The following is a 15,378-nucleotide window of genomic DNA, read 5'->3' on the forward strand; positions in this document are numbered from 1 at the left end:
TCGGGGCATTTCCGCCGTGCCGGATGCCGTCGCCCGTCACTCCTCGTCGTCGTCGTGCTCCCACGGCCACTGCGGTCTGCTCGCCCGCGTGCGCCCGAGCGCGATCCCGGCCCACGCCGCGACGGCCGCGGTCACCGCCAGGACGAGGAGATACCACGACACCGCGAAGTCGCCGACGGCACCGACCGCCACCGCGGGGTCCGACCCCGTCAGGATGCCGCCGGCCGCGATCCCGACGAGATAGCCGGCCAGCGTCGCGGCCGCCACCCAGAGCGCCCCGACGTAGCGGCCGCGGCGGACCGCTCCGTATCCGGTGGTCGCGAAGACGAGGGCCGCGAGGAGCATCGCCGTGATCCCGGCGCCCTGGCCGAGCGCCGGCTCGGCGAGGACGTCGGTGTCGGTCAGCAGGCTCGTGAAGCCGAAGCCGAAGATCGCGAGCGCCGCGAATCCGATCGTCGCGAAGAACGCGGCGATCGGCGGCGCGACACCGGCGGACGGCGACATCGGCCGCGGCCGCCTGTCAGTACTGCTGGAGCTGCGGGCCGGCCTCAAGGGTGCGCTCGTACTCGCGCTGGGCCTCGTCGTTGAGCTCGATCACCCGACGACCGCGACGCGCGACCCACGCACCGAACCACACCGTGATCTCACGACCGAGGACGAACGCGATGACGGCGAGCGGGGCGAGGAGCTGCTCCCCCATGAGCTGGGCAGCCTGAGACGGTGCGATCGACCAGAACGGCGCCTGGAACAGCTGGCCGAGCAGGTGACCGCCGTAGGCTGCGGCGCCCACGAGCAGCCCGAAGACCACCCACAGACCCCAACGACCGCGGTTGATGAAGGCGCCGAGGATCCAGAAGCCCAGGAAGAAGACCGCCACCGGCACCCAGAACGCCCAGGTGGTGAGGATCTCGAGGGTGCGGCTGCCGAGGTCCGCGAGCGCGATCGACTCGTCGAGCGCTGCGAGGCCGAGCGTGGCGGCCAGGTAGAGGAGCGCGAACACCAGCGCGGCGACGAGACCGATGGCGCCGGCGGCACCGCGGTTGCCGCGTGCGCGCGGTGCCTCGGGGGCCTGCACGAAGATCGGCTGCTGCGAGTAGACCGCTGTCGGCGCGCCTGTGGCGGCGGGCTCGCTCGAGGTCACCGTCGTCGGGGTCTGGTCGGCGTGCGAGTAGGCCGCCGTCGCGACGGCCGGGGCCGCCGCAGCAGCGGCGGGAGCCGCGGTCGTGGCGGGCTCCGGGGCGTCGTCGTGGCGCGCGGGCGCGTCGACGACGTCGGTGTGGGCGGTGGATGCCTCGGAGTCCGTCTCCGTCGCCGCCGGACGGTACAGCGGCTCGCTCTCGACGGCGGAGGCCGTCACGGGCGCGTCGGGCTCGCTGTACTTGCCGTAGTCGATCGACAGGTCCGAACCGCGGTCGGTCGCGGTGAAGTCCGCGTCACCGCGCGGGCGGTCCTCGGCGGTGCGCGAGGCGGCCTCGGCCTCGGCGAGGCTGTCGTTGGCGCTGCCGACGACGTGGTCGACGTCGCGGGGCTCGCCGGTGGACGTGGGCTCCTCGACGGGCTCGCCGTAGGCGGGCTCACGCGTCGGTTCGTTCCGCTCGCCGAACTGGGGGTCGCTCATGGCGGTGTCACTCCTCACGCGGAGGCGTGCGCCACCGCTCCAGCGAGCGTATCGTCGGCGCCCCCAGCCGCCGCGGAGGCGCCCCGACGTGTCTCGACGCCGCGTCCGGGTCGAGACGTATCGTGGACCCCATGTCGAGCCGACGCCCCCGCATCCGCCGTGCGCTCGTCGGCGCCCTCGCCGCCCTCACCCTCGCGGGCGCCGTGACGGCCTGTGCCCCCGAGCCCGACGCGGTGCCGCCCGCGCCGACGGATGCGGCATCCGGAACCCCCAGCCCGACCGTCACGCCCGTCGCCATCGCGGAGTTCCCGTTCGGCCCGTCGACCTCGACCACGCCGCTGCCGAAGGACTGCGAGAGCATCCTGACCCCGGGCATCCTGGACACCCTGCAGGGCATCCCGCTCAATGCACCGGGCATGGGCGGCGGCATCCGGCCCGACAGCAGCCGCGTGTGCGTGTGGGCCGACCCCGGCGCAAGTCGCACGAGTCTCGTCACCGTCGTGGGCTACTCCCCCGAACGCGAGGCCCGCGATGCGCTCTACCTGCTCGGTGTCGACGAGGGCTACACCTGCTACGAGCCGGACGAGGGACTGCGGTGCGAGAAGAGCGGCACCGACGAGCTCGGGCTCCCCGTCGGGCGCACCGTCTACTGGCGCGACGGGGTGGCGATCGACACGCAGTACTCCAACCTCGCACCTCAGGGGTACACGGCGGCGATCGTCCGGTCGATCTGGGGCTGAGCGCTCAGCCTGCGCGTGACCAGACCGCGGCGGCGACACCGTCCGCGTACTGGGTCGGATGCCACGCCTGCTGCGACGTCGACACCCACTGCCCGCCGCCGGCCTCGATCGTCTCGAGCAGGTCGCCCTCGGTGCGCGAGCAGCGCACGCGGTCACCCTCGGGGGCGCACTCGAACCCGAGCGGCGGCAACGCAGCCGTTGCGATGGCCCCGGCATCCGGCGGCACGGACGCGACCGTCGTGGAGATCTCGCCCCGCCCGGAGGTCCAGGTGCACGTGACGAGCACCTGCGGCTCGAGGGCGGCAACGAGGTCGGCGGCCGTCGACACCGGCGCGTCCGTCGAGGCGACCATCTCGGCACCCTCCGTCCAGCGCAGACCCGCCCACGCCGCTTCGTTGTAGAGATCGCGGCAGCCGAGAGGGGCCGAGGTCGCCGCAGCGGATGCCGTGGGTTGCGGCACCCCCGCGGCCTCGGAGATCCATCGCGAGGCGGCGGGGAACATCGGCACGGCGAGCACCAGCAGCGTCACGACGATCGCCGCGCTCACGACGCCGACGAACCACGCGAAGCCGGCGTTGCGCCCTCCCACCCCTGCCATGCCCCCAGGGTAGCCGCCCGGCCGGACCGATCCGCGCCGACGACGCCGAAGGCCCCCGGGAGATCCCGGGGGCCTTCGGTCAGACGATCACACCTCGATCAGTTGTTCTCGCGACTTCGTCGCTCGACAACTTCAATCGGCTCGGCCGAGCGAGCAAGCTCGCTCGTCTCTCACCTCAATCAGTTGTAGCTGCCGGGGGTGAAGTCGTCGGTCGAGAAGCTGTCGAAGTCGACGTAGCTCAGGTCGGCGTCGCTGTACGCGCCGTCCGAGGCGAAGATGCGGTTGGGGTACCGCTCGCTCTTGGCCTCCTCCGTCGCCTCGACCACGACGTTGCGGTACTTCGCAAGGCCGGTGCCGGCGGGGATGAGCTTTCCGATGATGACGTTCTCCTTGAGGCCGACGAGCGGGTCGCTCTTGCCCTCCATGGCCGCCTGCGTGAGGACGCGGGTGGTCTCCTGGAACGACGCGGCCGACAGCCACGACTCCGTCGCGAGCGACGCCTTCGTGATACCCATCAGCTCGGGGCGACCCGATGCGGGACGCTTGCCCGCCGCGACAGCCTCGCGGTTCATCTGCTGGTAGCGCTTGAAGTCCACCAGCTCACCGGGCAGCAGGTCCGTCTCGCCGTGGTCGACGACCGTGACCTTGCGCAGCATCTGCCGCACGATGACCTCGATGTGCTTGTCGTGGATCGGCACACCCTGCGAGCGGTACACGCCCTGCACGCCGCCGACGAGGTACTTCTGCACCTCGCGGGCACCCTGCACGCGCATGACCTCCTTGGGGTCGAGCGTTCCGACCTGCAGCGGCTGACCGACCACCACGCGCTGGCCGTCCTCGACGAGGAGGGTGGCGCGCTTGAGGACCGGGTAGACGTGCGGCTCGTCGCCGTTGTCCGGGGTCAGGATGACCTTCTTGGCCTTCTCGGTCTCATCGATCTTGATGACACCGTCGGCCTCGGCGATCGGGGACGCACCCTTGGGGGTACGAGCCTCGAACAGCTCCTGGACACGGGGCAGACCCTGGGTGATGTCGTCCGCCGATGCCGAACCACCGGTGTGGAACGTACGCATCGTCAGCTGGGTACCGGGCTCACCGATCGACTGGGCGGCGATGATGCCGACGGCCTCACCGATGTCGACGAGCTTGCCGCTGGCCAGCGAACGGCCGTAGCACTTGGCGCACACACCGACGGCGGAGTCACAGGTGAGGACCGAGCGCACCTTGATGCTCTCGATGCCACCGGCGACCAGCTTGTCGATGAGGACGTCACCCACGTCGTCGCCGGCCTCGGCCAGGACGGTGCCCTGCGCGTCGACGACGTCGGCGGCGAGGGTACGGGCGAACACCGAGTTCTCGACGTTGGCGTCACGCACGAGCGTGCCGTCGGTGCCGGGAGCGGCGATCGTGAACTCGAGACCCTTGGTCGTGCCGCAGTCCTCCTCGCGGATGATGACATCCTGCGAGACGTCGACGAGACGACGCGTGAGGTACCCCGAGTCGGCGGTACGGAGGGCCGTGTCGGCCAGACCCTTACGGGCACCGTGCGTCGCGATGAAGTACTCCGCCACCGACAGACCCTCGCGGTACGAGGAGATGATCGGACGGGGGATGATCTCACCCTTGGGGTTGTTCACCAGGCCTCGCATACCCGCGATGTTGCGGATCTGCAGCCAGTTACCACGGGCACCCGAGCTCACCATGCGGTTGATGGTGTTGTCGGACGGGAAGTTGTCCCGCATCGCCTTCTGGACCTCGTCGGTCGCCTCGGTCCAGATCTTGATGAGCTCCTGACGACGCTCGGCGTCGGTGGTGAGACCCTTCTCGAACTGGCCCTGGACCTTCGCGGCCTGCTTCTCGTAGGCGGCGACGATCTCCTTCTTGTTCGGCGGCGTGAGGACGTCGCTGAGGGCGACGGTCACACCCGAACGGGTGGCCCAGTAGAAGCCGGCGTCCTTGATCCGGTCGAGGGATGCCGCGACCTCGGTCTTCGGGTACTCCTCGGCCAGCTTGTTGACGATCTGCGACAGCTTGCCCTTGTCGGCTTGCTCGCGGACGAACGGGTAGCCCTTGGGGAGCGTGTCGTTGAAGATCGCCTGACCCAGCGAGGCATCCACCAGACCGTGGCGCTCGTAGCCCTCGGGCGCTTCGCCCTCGAGGAACGTCAGACCCGGGACGCGGATGCGGACCTTGGCCTGCAGGTCGAGGGTGCCCTCGTCCTTGGCCAGGATCGCCTCGCCGACGGAGCCGAACACACGGCCCTCACCGGCAGCACCCTCCTTGATGGTCGTCAGGTGGTGCAGACCGATGATCATGTCCTGCGAGGGCAGGGTCACCGGCCGGCCGTCCGACGGCTTGAGGATGTTGTTCGAGGCGAGCATCAGCACGCGGGCCTCGGCCTGAGCCTCGACCGACAGCGGCAGGTGCACGGCCATCTGGTCACCGTCGAAGTCCGCGTTGAAGGCGGCGCAGACGAGCGGGTGGAGCTGGATGGCCTTGCCCTCGACGAGCTGCGGCTCGAACGCCTGGATGCCGAGACGGTGCAGCGTGGGCGCACGGTTCAGCAGCACGGGACGCTCGCGGATGATCTCCTCGAGCACGTCCCAGACCTCGGGACGGGTGCGCTCGACGGCACGCTTGGCGGCCTTGATGTTCTGCGAGTGACCGAGGTCGATGAGGCGCTTGATCACGAACGGCTTGAAGAGCTCGAGCGCCATCTGCTTGGGCAGACCGCACTGGTGCAGCTTCAGCTGCGGGCCGACGATGATGACCGAACGGCCCGAGTAGTCGACGCGCTTGCCGAGCAGGTTCTGGCGGAAACGACCCTGCTTACCCTTCAGCATGTCGCTGAGGGACTTCAGGGCGCGGTTGCCGGTACCCGTGACGGGACGACCGCGGCGGCCGTTATCGAACAGGGCGTCGACGGCCTCCTGCAGCATCCGCTTCTCGTTGTTGACGATGATCTCGGGAGCACCGAGGTCGATCAGGCGACGGAGACGGTTGTTGCGGTTGATCACGCGACGGTACAGGTCGTTCAGGTCGCTGGTGGCGAAACGGCCACCGTCGAGCTGGACCATGGGACGCAGCTCCGGCGGGATCACCGGGACGACGTCGAGCACCATCGAGGCCGGGCTCATGCCGGTCGACAGGAACGAGTTGACGACCTTGAGGCGCTTGATCGCACGGATCTTGCGCTGGCCCTTGCCCTCGGAGATCTGCAGGTGCAGCGACTCGGCCTCGGCGGCCAGGTCGAACGCCTCGAGGCGACGCTTGATCGACTCGGCGCCCATGTAGGCCTCGAAGTACTGACCGAAGCGGTCCTGCAGCTCCTGGAAGATGTCGTCTTCCTGCTTGAGCTGACCGACCTCGAGATTGCGGAACTCGTCCCACATCCGCTCGAGCTTGGCGACCTGCTCGTCGCCGCGCTTGCGGATGGTGGCCATCTCCTTCTCGGCGGCGTCCTTGGCCTTCTTCTTCTGGTCGGCCTTGGCGCCCTCCGCCTCGAGGGCGGCGAGCTCGTCTTCCAGCTTCTGCAGGCGGTCGGCGACACGGGCGTCGCGACGGTCGGCGATGTTCTTGATCTCGAGGCGGAGGTTCGCCTCGTGGGTCGGCAGGTCGCGGTGGCGTGCGTCCTCGTCGACCGAGATCACCATGTAGGCGGCGAAGTAGATGACCTTCTCGAGGTCCTTCGGCGCCATGTCCAGCAGGTAGCCCAGGCGCGAGGGGACGCCCTTGAAGTACCAGATGTGGGTGACGGGGGCGGCGAGCTCGATGTGGCCCATGCGCTCACGACGGACGGAGGACTTGGTGACCTCCACGCCGCAGCGCTCGCAGACGATGCCCTTGAAGCGGACGCGCTTGTACTTGCCGCAGGCGCACTCCCAGTCGCGGGACGGTCCGAAGATCTGCTCTCCGAAGAGGCCGTCCTTCTCGGGCTTCAGCGTGCGGTAGTTGATGGTCTCGGGCTTCTTGACCTCGCCGAAGGACCAACGACGGATGTCGTCGGCGGTGGCGAGACCGATACGAAGCTGATCGAAGGTGTGTGACTCGAGCACTGATTCTCCTGTGTCGGAATTCTGTTCGTTGCCGGTACGGGTCAGATCTCGTCGATCGACGTCGACTCGAACCGGGTGGAGATGTTGATGCCGAGCTCCTCCGCTGCGCGGAAGGCCTCGTCGTCACTGTCGCGCAGGTTGACCTCGGTGCCGTCGGCCGAGAGGACCTCGACGTTCAGGCAGAGGGACTGCATCTCCTTCATGAGGACCTTGAACGACTCCGGGATGCCGGGCTCCTGGATGTTCTCGCCCTTGACGATGGCTTCGTAGACCTTGACGCGTCCCACGATGTCGTCGGACTTGATCGTCAGCAGCTCCTGCAGTGCGTATGCGGCACCGTAGGCCTCGAGCGCCCAGACCTCCATCTCACCGAAGCGCTGGCCACCGAACTGGGCCTTACCGCCGAGCGGCTGCTGGGTGATCATCGAGTAGGGGCCCGTCGAGCGTGCGTGGATCTTGTCGTCGACGAGGTGGTGCAGCTTCAGGATGTACATGTAGCCGACCGAGATCGGAGCCGGGAACGGCTCGCCGGAGCGACCGTCGAACAGCTTCGCCTTGCCCGAGCTGTCGATGAGACGCTCGCCGTCGCGGGTGGGGTTCGTCGAGTCGAGCAGACCCGCGATCTCCTCCTCGAACGCACCGTCGAACACCGGGGTCGCGACCTTCGTGCCGGGCGCGGCCTCGCGGGCCTGCTCGGGCAGCTTCGCAGCCCATTCGGGCGAACCGTCGACCTTCCAGCCCTGCTTCGCGACCCATCCGAGGTGGGTCTCGAGGACCTGACCGAAGTTCATTCGACCGGGGATGCCGAGCGGGTTCAGCACGACGTCGACCGGGGTGCCGTCCGCGAGGAACGGCATGTCCTCGACGGGCAGGATCTTCGCGATGACACCCTTGTTGCCGTGGCGGCCGGCGAGCTTGTCACCCGCGGTGATCTTGCGCTTCTGGGCGATGTAGACCACGACGCGGCGGTTGACGCCCGAGCCGAGCTCGTCGTCGCCGTCCTCGGCGTTGAACTCCTTGACGGCGATGATCGTGCCCTGCTCACCGTGGGGCACCTTCAGCGAGGTGTCACGGACTTCGCGGCTCTTCTCGTTGAAGATCGCGCGGAGCAGGCGCTCCTCGGCCGACAGCTCGGTCTCACCCTTGGGCGTGACCTTGCCGACGAGGATGTCGCCGGGACGCACCTCGGCGCCGATGCGGATGATGCCGCGCTCGTCGAGGTCCTTCAGCAGGTCGGGGCTGACGTTGGGGAGGTCACGGGTGATCTCCTCCTTGCCGAGCTTGGTGTCGCGCGCGTCGACCTCGTACTCCTCGATGTGGATCGAGGAGAGCGTGTCGTTCTTCACGAGCTCCTGGCTGAGGATGATGGCGTCCTCGAAGTTGTGACCCTCCCACGTCATGAAGGCGACGAGGAGGTTCTTGCCGAGGGCGAGCTCGCCGTTCTCCGTGGCGGGGCCGTCGGCGATGACCTCCCCGACCTCGACGCGGTCGCCGGCCGAGACCACGACGCGCTGGTTGTACGAGGTGCCCTGGTTGGAGCGGTCGAACTTGCGCAGGAAGTAGTCCTGCGTGCCGCCCTCGTCGAGCTGGACGGTGACGACGTCGGCCGAGACCTCGGAGACGACACCGGCCTTCTCGGCGGTGAGGACGTCACCGGCATCGATGGCCGCGTAGCCCTCCATACCCGTACCGACGATCGGCGACTCGCTGCGCAGCAGCGGGACGGCCTGACGCTGCATGTTCGCACCCATGAGGGCGCGGTTCGCGTCGTCGTGCTCGAGGAAGGGGATGAGGGAGGTCGCGACCGACACCATCTGGCGCGGCGAGACATCCATGTAGCCGATCTCGTCGACCGGGAACAGGTCGACCTCGCCACCCTGACCGCGACGGGCGAGGATGCGGTCGTTGACGAACGTGCCGTCGGCGTTGAGCTCGACACCGGCCTGCGCGACGACGTAGTCCGCTTCTTCGGCGGCCGTCAGGTAGTCGATCTGGTCGGTGACCTTGTTGCCCACGACACGGCGGTACGGCGTCTCGATGAAGCCGAACGCGTTGATGCGCGCGAACGACGCGAGCGAACCGATGAGGCCGATGTTCGGGCCTTCCGGGGTCTCGATCGGGCACATGCGGCCGTAGTGCGAGGGGTGGACGTCACGGACCTCGACGCCGGCACGCTCACGCGAGAGACCACCGGGGCCGAGCGCCGAGAGGCGACGCTTGTGGGTCAGACCCGCGAGCGGGTTGTTCTGGTCCATGAACTGCGACAGTTGCGAGGTTCCGAAGAACTCCTTGATCGCGGCCACGACGGGGCGGACGTTGATCAGGGTCTGCGGCGTGATCGCCTCGATGTCCTGCGTGGTCATGCGCTCGCGGACGACGCGCTCCATGCGGGACAGACCGGTGCGGACCTGGTTCTGGATGAGCTCGCCGACGGCGCGGATGCGACGGTTGCCGAAGTTGTCGATGTCGTCGACGTCGAGGCGGATCTCGGCGGGCTTGCCGGCGCGGACGCCGTCGTAGCTGACGTCACCGCGGTGCAGGCGAACGAGGTACTTGATCGTCGCGACGATGTCCTCGACGGTCAGGACGGAGTCGCTCAGCGGCTTGTCGATGCCGAGCTTCTGGTTGATCTTGTACCGACCGACCTTGGCCAGGTCGTAGCGCTTCGGGTTGAAGTAGAAGTTGTCCAGCAGCGCGCGGGCGGCCTCGGCGGCGACCTGCTCGCCCGGACGGAGCTTGCGGTAGATGTCGCGGAGCGCGTCCTCCTTGGTGAGGATCGTGTCCTTCTCGAGGGTCTCCTCGATCGAGCTGAAGCCCGCGAACTCCTGCATGATGTCTTCGCTCGACAGGCCCAGGGCCTTGAGGAAGACGGTGACGGACTGCTTGCGCTTGCGGTCGATGCGCACGCCCACCTGGTCGCGCTTGTCGATCTCGAACTCGAGCCAGGCGCCGCGGCTCGGGATGACGCGCGCCGAGACGATGTCCTTGTCGGAGGTCTTGTCGGGCGTCTTGTCGAAGTAGACACCCGGCGAACGCACGAGCTGCGAGACGACGACGCGCTCGGTGCCGTTGATGATGAAGGTGCCCTTGGCGGTCTGGAGCGGGAAGTCGCCCATGAAGACCGTCTGCGTCTTGATCTCACCGGTGAGGTGGTTCATGAACTCGGCCTCGACGTAGAGCGGGGCGGCGTAGGTCTTGCCGCGCTCCTTGCACTCCTCGATGGAGTACTTCTCGGGCTCGAGGTAGGGGTTGGTGAACGAGAGCTGCATCGTCTCGCCGAGGTCCTCGATCGGCGAGATCTCCTCGAAGATCTCCTCGAGGCCGCTGATCTCGGGCACATCGGTGCGGCCGGCGGCCTGCGCCTCGGCGACGCGTGCCTTCCACGCCTCGTTGCCGACGAGCCAGTCGAACGACTCGGTCTGCAGCGCCAGAAGGTCGGGGACCGTCAGCGTGTCGGAGATCTTGGCGAACGAGAGGCGGGATGCCCCGCGGCCGTTCTTGGTGGTGGTGGTGGAAGTTGCGTTGCGCGCAGCAGCCAAGGGAATTACCTCCGTGAGCCCGGGGAGGGCTGGTTTTCCTTGTCGTCAGGTGGAGTACTCCCGCATCCGACACCTGCGGCGCGCGCCGACGGGAACCGTCGGGGGCGCAGGCACAAGCCGACCACCATATGAGGGCAAGTAGAGGGGAGCGCAACTACCCACTATAGGACGGACGACGCGCCGTGTCCAGTCGGATCGTTGACGACTTTCGGATGCTGCGGTATAACTCACGCCCGGTCGGCGCCGCTCAACCCCCGGCTCCGCCGCTCAGACCCACTGCCAGGTCGCGAGAACGGACATCGCGAGCGCGTCGCGATCCTCCTGCGGCACGTCGACGCTCGAGGAGAAGGTGACGATGTAGGTCTGCCCGGCGTCGACGAGGTAGTACTGGTCGATCACGTACGGGACCTCCCCGGTCGACACGGTCGCCGTGAGGTGCGCGGACTCGGAGCCCGCCGCGGTCACCCGGTCGAGGGTCTGCACGTCGGTGGCGCCGGCGCCCTCGAGTTCGTCGATGCCGCTCTGCTCGACCTGGTCGGAGGTGACCTCGCCGCCGGGCGAGACGAGGATGTTGACGTTGTCGGGGTAGTCGTCGTCGTCCTGGAGGTCGGCGGCGAACGTCGTGGGGTCGAATCCGTCGGGGGCGCCGTCGGGGAAGCCCCAGCCGTCGGGGAGGCGGAACGTGTACTCGTCGGTCGCGACCTCCGCGCCGGTGGCGGGGGCGAACTCGACGGCCTCCGTCTGCTGCGGCGAGACCTCCTGCGTTTCGGCGGGCGGAGCGGACTCGGCGGTGCATCCGGTCAATCCCACCGCGGCCGCCGGGCCCAGGGCGGCGGCGAGCGCGAGGGCGACGGAGGCGCGACGGAACGACATGCAGCCGACCCTACGGGCCGGCGGCGATCACCGCCGAGGGCTTGCGCTGCGGAGCCGAAGGTGAGAACCGGGTCGGGCCTGGGCGAGCGCCGCGCGTCCCGCGGCGGTCACCACGCCGATCACGGGGTACCCGCCGGTCACCGGTCCGTCCGTCCCGAGGACGACCGGCAGACCGTCCGGCGGCACCTGGACGGCGCCGGGCAGCATCCCCTCGCTCGCGAGCTCCCGGGAAGCGGCATCCGCCGTCCGCGCCAGCGGCGGACCGTCGAGACGGATGCCGACACGGTCGGCGCGGGCGCCGACGACCCACGTCGTCTCGAGGAACGCCCGCCGCGCCGCCGGGGTGAACCAGTCGGCGCGGGGACCGGCGGCGACGGGGACGTCGATGACGGTCGGCGGCGGCGTCCACGGCCACAGGTCGACGGGTGGGACGGGATGCCGGGCGGCGTCCGCCGTCGCGATCCCGTCGCCCGCGCGCAGCGGCGCCGGCCCGAGACCCGCGAGCGTGTCGGTCGCGATCGATCCGACGACGGGGTGCCCGGCGACGCCGCCGCGGATGGCGAGCAGGGCGCGGACCCCGGCGCGGAAGGTGCCGATCGACAGGTCGGTGCCGGCGGGCCAGAGCACCGGGCGATACGGGTCGACCTCGCGCCCGGCGACGTGGACGCTCCCCCACGCCCCGGTGACGGCGATCCAGAGATCACGGGTCGCGGTCGCGCGGAAGCCGCCCAGGGTCACCTCGATCGCGGCGGCGCCCGGTACGTTGCCGACGAGCCGGTTCGCGGCGGCGAGCGCCGGGCGGTCGGCAGCGCCGGAGCGTGCGACACCGTCGGCGAGCGCGCCGGGGCGACCGGCATCCTGCACCGTCGCGAACGGGCCGGGGTCCTGCACGACGGCGGCCGGGCGGGCGGCCGGGGGGACGGCGGGTGCGGCCGGGCCCGCGGTGAGCGCAGCGGCGGCGACGCGTCGGAACCGCACGCGGGTGCCGGGGCGCAGGAGCACGGGGGTGTCGGTGAGCGGGTCGAACAGGGGCGCGGCGGTCGTCCCGATGAGCTGCCAGCCGCCGGGGGTCTCGCGCGGGTAGGCGCCCGTGAACTCCCCCGCGAGGGCGACGGACCCCTGCGGTACTCGTGCGCGGGGGGTCGCGCGGCGGGGCACGTCGATGCGCCAGTCCGCGCTGACGAGGTACCCGAACCCGGGGGCGAACCCCGTGAAGGCGACCGTCCAGCGCGCCGCGAGGTGGCGCGCGACGAGCTCCCCGGCGCCGATGCCGAGCAGCGTCGCCGTCTCGTCGAGGTCGGGGCCGTCGTAGACGACGGGGATCTCGATCTCCTCCGCAGGCGCGGGTTCACCGGGGGCGGCGGGTGCGCCGGCGGCATCCACTCCCTCGATCCACCGGCGCGCGGCCGCGAGCGGGAGGACGGCCGGGTCGACGTGGATGAGCACCGTCCGCGCGCCGGGGACGAGATCGCGCACCCCGCGGGGCCGGCTCGCCACCAGGGCGGCGTGGAACCCGAGCACCTCGGCGAGCGTGTCGACCTCGACGAGCAGCGCGCTGTCGCCGAACGGGCGGATCACCACGGCGCGCGCACCTCGACCCCTGCGGCGTCGAGCGCCGCGCGCACGGCACGCGCCATCGCGACCGAACCCGGGGTGTCGCCGTGGAGGCAGAGGGATGCCGCGTCGACGGCGAGGATCGAGCCGTCCACCGCCTCGACGTCGCCGCCCGTCGCGAGGCGCACGGCGCGCGCGGCGACGACCGCGGCGTCGTGCAGCAGCGCGCCCGGGTCGGTGCGCGGCACGAGGGTGCCGTTCGGCAGGTACCCGCGGTCGAGGAACGCCTCGAGGAGGAACGGGATGCCGCGCCTCGCGGCCGCGCCGGCGATCGCCCCCGGCATCCCGAGCAGCGGCAGCGCACGGCCGAGGTCCGCGGCCACGTCGGCGACGGCGTCGGCGACCGCCTCCGCCGTCTGCGGATCGGCGGAGACCGCGTGGTAGAGCGCCCCGTGCGGCTTGACGTAGCGGAGGTCCGCACCGGCGGACACGAGGGCGGCGATCTGCGTCCGTACCTGGTCGCGGAGGACCTCGGTCGGGACGGCGAGCCGCACGCGCCCGAACCCGGCACGGTCGACGAAGGACGGGTGCGCCCCCACGGCGACGCCCCGCGCCGCCGCCCGCCGGACGGCATCCCGCATCGAATCGGCGTCGCCCGCGTGACCGCCGCACGCGACGGAAGCGCTGGAGACGACGGCGAACATCGCCTCGTCGTCGGCCGTCGGCACGCCGTCGACGGTCTCGCCGAGGTCCGCGTTGAGGTCGATCGCCGCCATGAGGCCACGCTAGCGGCGGGGAACGGTGAACGGCGGGCGAAGGATCCGGTCAAGCTCTGGCCGCGACCGGACCGGGGCCGTAGCGTCGGGATGTCGCCGGACGACCGTTCCGGCGGGAAGGAGCGCCACTGTGGCGTACATCACCGTGGGGACCGAGAACTCGGTCGACGTCGACATCTTCTACACGGATCAGGGGTCGGGACAGCCCGTCGTGCTGATCCACGGCTTCCCGCTCAACGGGGAGTCGTGGGGCAAGCAGCAGGCCGCCCTGCTCGAGGCCGGCTACCGCGTCATCGCCTACGACCGGCGCGGGTTCGGCGCCTCGACGAAGACCGCGTCGGGCTCGGACTACGACACCTTCGCCGCCGACCTGCACGCCCTCATCGAGGAGCTCGAGCTGACCGACGCCGTCCTCGTCGGCTTCTCGATGGGCACCGGGGAGATCGCGCGCTACCTGTCGCGCTACGGCGCCGACCGCATCGCCAAGGTCGCCTTCCTCGGCTCGCTCGAGCCGTGGCTGCTGAAGAACGACGAGAACCCCGACGGCGCGGGCGACCAGGCCTTCTTCGACGGCACCGCCGCGGCCGTCGCCGAGGACCGGTACGCCTTCTTGACCGGCTTCTTCCAGGACTTCTACAACCTCGATGACTACCTCGGCACCCGCATCTCGCAGGAGGCGCTCGACGCCTCGGTCGCCGTCGCGAACCAGGCCGGCAACGCCGCGATCGCCGCCGCCCCGCTCACGTGGGCGACGGACTTCCGCGGCGACATCCCCGCCGTCACCGTGCCGACGCTCATCCTGCACGGCACCGCCGACAACATCCTCCCGATCGACGTGACCGCTCGCCGGTTCCGGGAGCTGCTGCCCGACGCGACGTACGTCGAGATCGAGGGCGCCCCGCACGGCCTGCTCTGGACCCACGGCGTCGAGGTCAACGAGGCGCTGCTCGCGTTCCTGCAGGACTGAGCTCCGCACACGGCGTCCGGGACGGTGTTCCGTCCCGGACGCCGTGTCTCGATCCGATGGTGGAACCGGCGGACGGGTCGTGTCACGATGAGGGCACGAGCGAGGGGGTCGCGATGACGGATGCCGCAGTGCAGGAGACGTCGACGGGCAAGAGCATCGTCATCGATCACGGGATGAGGTGGCGCCTCGCCCGCGACCACCAGCGGACCAAACAGACGGGGCTGTGGGTCGGCGGCATCCTGATCCTGCTGGTCTACGGCTTCGGGCTGTTCGCGCTCAACGGGAACGTCCGCTCCGTGGTCATGGCCGCGTTCTGGGGCCTGCTGATCGCGATCGGTTTCGTCGCGATCCGCCACCTGGGCACGCAGAAGCTCACCCGCGTCATCGAGGGGCTCTACCCCGCCGGCGACCGACTGACCGTCGCCGTCACCGAGTCCGGCCTGACCGTGACCACATCGGCCACGAGCCTGACGGTCGCGGCATCCGCTCTGTGGCGCATCTCGACGGGGCCGCACTCGGTCAGGGTGCGGGTCCACGGACTGACCGGGCCGGCGATCATCCTGCCGCGCGAACTGCTGGACGACGCCGACATCGCGCGGCTGCGCGCGATGGCGCCCCGCATCCGTCGGGGCTGACGCGCCGGGGTCGTCTCGCCCGG

General features: G+C 70.2%; 11 protein-coding genes. 3 read left to right on the top strand and 8 right to left on the bottom strand.

Annotation, left to right across the window (positions count from 1 at the left end):
* Window positions 1-36: 36 nt before the first annotated feature.
* On the bottom strand, window positions 37-504 hold the full coding sequence (locus tag AB0P29_RS09740) for a hypothetical protein (protein ID WP_253036232.1): 468 nt from the start codon (window positions 502-504) through the stop codon (window positions 37-39).
* A gap of 16 nt (window positions 505-520) precedes the next feature.
* Window positions 521-1,618 carry an ABC transporter gene (locus AB0P29_RS09745; RefSeq protein WP_363379549.1) on the bottom strand — a complete coding sequence of 366 codons (1,098 nt, stop codon included), beginning with the start codon at window positions 1,616-1,618 and terminating at the stop codon, window positions 521-523.
* 131 nt (window positions 1,619-1,749) lie between these two features.
* Between AB0P29_RS09745 and AB0P29_RS09750 the strand changes: the two genes are divergently transcribed.
* Window positions 1,750-2,358 carry a hypothetical protein gene (locus tag AB0P29_RS09750; protein ID WP_253036096.1) on the top strand — a complete coding sequence of 203 codons (609 nt, stop codon included), beginning with the start codon at window positions 1,750-1,752 and terminating at the stop codon, window positions 2,356-2,358.
* 4 nt (window positions 2,359-2,362) lie between these two features.
* Here AB0P29_RS09750 and AB0P29_RS09755 read toward each other — a convergent pair whose 3' ends face one another.
* The 6 genes from AB0P29_RS09755 to pxpA form a co-directional block, all read right to left on the bottom strand.
* Window positions 2,363-2,956, bottom strand: a complete 594-nt coding sequence (locus AB0P29_RS09755; protein WP_363379551.1) for a hypothetical protein — start codon at window positions 2,954-2,956, stop codon at window positions 2,363-2,365.
* 179 nt (window positions 2,957-3,135) lie between these two features.
* On the bottom strand, window positions 3,136-7,011 hold the full coding sequence (gene rpoC, locus AB0P29_RS09760) for a DNA-directed RNA polymerase subunit beta' (protein ID WP_363379553.1): 3,876 nt from the start codon (window positions 7,009-7,011) through the stop codon (window positions 3,136-3,138).
* Between the two features lie 41 nt (window positions 7,012-7,052).
* Entirely contained in the window at window positions 7,053-10,550 is a 3,498-nt protein-coding gene (locus tag AB0P29_RS09765) for a DNA-directed RNA polymerase subunit beta (protein WP_064003342.1), read from the bottom strand.
* Window positions 10,551-10,817: 267 nt separating this feature from the next.
* Window positions 10,818-11,423: a hypothetical protein gene (locus AB0P29_RS09770; protein WP_253036093.1), complete on the bottom strand. Its 606-nt coding sequence runs from the start codon at window positions 11,421-11,423 to the stop codon at window positions 10,818-10,820.
* A gap of 27 nt (window positions 11,424-11,450) precedes the next feature.
* Window positions 11,451-13,004, bottom strand: coding sequence for a 5-oxoprolinase/urea amidolyase family protein (locus AB0P29_RS09775; RefSeq protein WP_363379554.1), 1,554 nt, complete (start codon window positions 13,002-13,004; stop codon window positions 11,451-11,453).
* On the bottom strand, window positions 12,998-13,753 hold the full coding sequence (gene pxpA, locus AB0P29_RS09780) for a 5-oxoprolinase subunit PxpA (RefSeq protein WP_363379555.1): 756 nt from the start codon (window positions 13,751-13,753) through the stop codon (window positions 12,998-13,000). Before pxpA ends, AB0P29_RS09775 begins: the two co-directional genes overlap by 7 nt.
* A 130-nt stretch (window positions 13,754-13,883) precedes the next feature.
* Between pxpA and AB0P29_RS09785 the strand changes: the two genes are divergently transcribed.
* Together AB0P29_RS09785 and AB0P29_RS09790 are read left to right on the top strand one after the other, a co-directional pair.
* The gene (locus AB0P29_RS09785) at window positions 13,884-14,720 is read left to right on the top strand and encodes an alpha/beta hydrolase (RefSeq protein ID WP_363379556.1); all 837 of its coding nucleotides are present in this window, start codon (window positions 13,884-13,886) and stop codon (window positions 14,718-14,720) included.
* Between the two features lie 113 nt (window positions 14,721-14,833).
* Window positions 14,834-15,355: a hypothetical protein gene (locus tag AB0P29_RS09790; RefSeq protein ID WP_363379557.1), complete on the top strand. Its 522-nt coding sequence runs from the start codon at window positions 14,834-14,836 to the stop codon at window positions 15,353-15,355.
* The last annotated feature ends 23 nt before the right edge of the window (window positions 15,356-15,378 follow it).

Origin of the sequence: Microbacterium sp. NPDC080220 (assembly GCF_040686395.1) — a bacterium.
Classification (GTDB): Bacteria; Actinomycetota; Actinomycetes; order Actinomycetales; family Microbacteriaceae; genus Microbacterium; species Microbacterium gawkjiense.